Annotated in this window: 2 protein-coding genes; both read right to left on the reverse strand. The window is 70.0% G+C overall.

The features are described 5' to 3' along the window. A partial coding sequence (gene cas2e, locus GL263_RS26785; RefSeq protein WP_182858316.1) for a type I-E CRISPR-associated endoribonuclease Cas2e occupies positions 1-261 on the reverse strand: 261 nt, incomplete at its 3' end. Beyond that, positions 258-1,214 (reverse strand): type I-E CRISPR-associated endonuclease Cas1e, encoded by a 957-nt coding sequence (cas1e, locus tag GL263_RS26790; RefSeq protein WP_182858317.1) that lies wholly within the window; start codon positions 1,212-1,214, stop codon positions 258-260. The genes cas2e and cas1e, both read right to left, overlap by 4 nt. Positions 1,215-1,246: the final 32 nt, after the last annotated feature.

The raw sequence follows: 1,246 nt of genomic DNA on the forward strand, positions 1-1,246 counted from the left end.
GTGGATGAGGGTGAGGCCTTCGTGGTCCTTGGGGTGCCACGCGTGCTCGTTGGTCTCGAAGGCGAAGCCCTGTTCGGTGTTGGTCTGGTAGGCGAGGAGTGCTCTGCCGTTGCCGGAGTAGGTCTTGACCTCCGCCCACAGCACCTCGCGGACGCGGGTGGTCGCCGCGCCGAGGAAGACGCCGGGTGAGATCTCCAGGAGCCATCTCGTGAGGAAGCCGCGCAGTCCGGCCGGGCAGTTGGTGAGGATGATGACGATCACCAGATGGGCTCGTCTCCGTAGTTGACGCCGCCGGCGATACGGCGGTCGCCGTCTGTCTGGAGCGTGACCTGGTCGTTCCCGAGGTTGCCGGACTCCGTGGCGTGCGTGCCGTCGTGGTTCAGCAGGGTGTGGATGTCGCGGACGCAGCGGTCCAGGAGGCGCGTCTGGTTGATGCGGTCGCGGAGGGCTCGGCGGGTGCGGGAGGCGACGTCGATGTCACCATCGGCGGCGGCGTCGAAGGCCGCTGGGATGCCGACCTCCACCTTGTAGAGGTCGGCGATGTCGTAGACGAAGCTGCGTTCGTGGCCGGAGTGGACGAAGCCGAGGGCGGGTGAGCAGCCGAGGGCGGCGATGACGGCGTGGGCGACGCCGTACATGCACTGGGCGGCGGCGGTGATGCCCTGGTTGGGGGCATCCGCGGACAGGAAGTCGTCACGGTTGTACTCGCGGCGCTTCCAGGGGACGCCGGTCCGCGCGGACTCGCGCCGGTAGCAGTCCTTCAGTCGACGGCCTTCGGCCATGAGGAGGTCCTGCCGGCTGCGGCCGTCGACGTCGTCGCCGGGGAAGCGCATCCGGTACATGGATCTTGCCACCTCAAGCCGGGTGCGGCGGTTCGCCCAGGCCTCGGCCTGGCGTTCCGCGAGGCCGGACGAGCGGGAGAGCGCACGACCGGCCGCGTAGTAGCGGACACCGAGTTCACCGACCCAGACCACGCTCGCACCGCACTCCCCCAGCACGGCCATCGCCTGGTGGGTCACGCGTGTCCCGGGGCCGAGCAGCAGCGCGCCGATGCTGGCGGACGGGATGTGGGTGACGCCGTCCGCGTCGGTCGCGGTGATCGCGTTGTCGTCCCGGTGGACCGTGCAGCGTTCGAGGTAGACGAACGACAACCGGTCTGCGACACGGGTGAGTTCGTGCGGGGAGGAGGCGCCGCGGCGGCTGACCGTGCTCATGTGGTGGGTCCCGGTGGGCGCGGTGGTGGGGG

This window comes from Streptomyces durbertensis, from assembly GCF_014156695.1.
GTDB classification, from domain to species: Bacteria; Actinomycetota; Actinomycetes; order Streptomycetales; family Streptomycetaceae; genus Streptomyces; species Streptomyces durbertensis.

Bases quoted from the DNA above. Each gene is read 5' to 3' on its own strand.
- cas1e (WP_182858317.1), bottom strand. From the start codon at position 1,214: ATGAGCACGGTCAGCCGCCGCGGCGCCTCCTCCCCGCACGAACTCACC.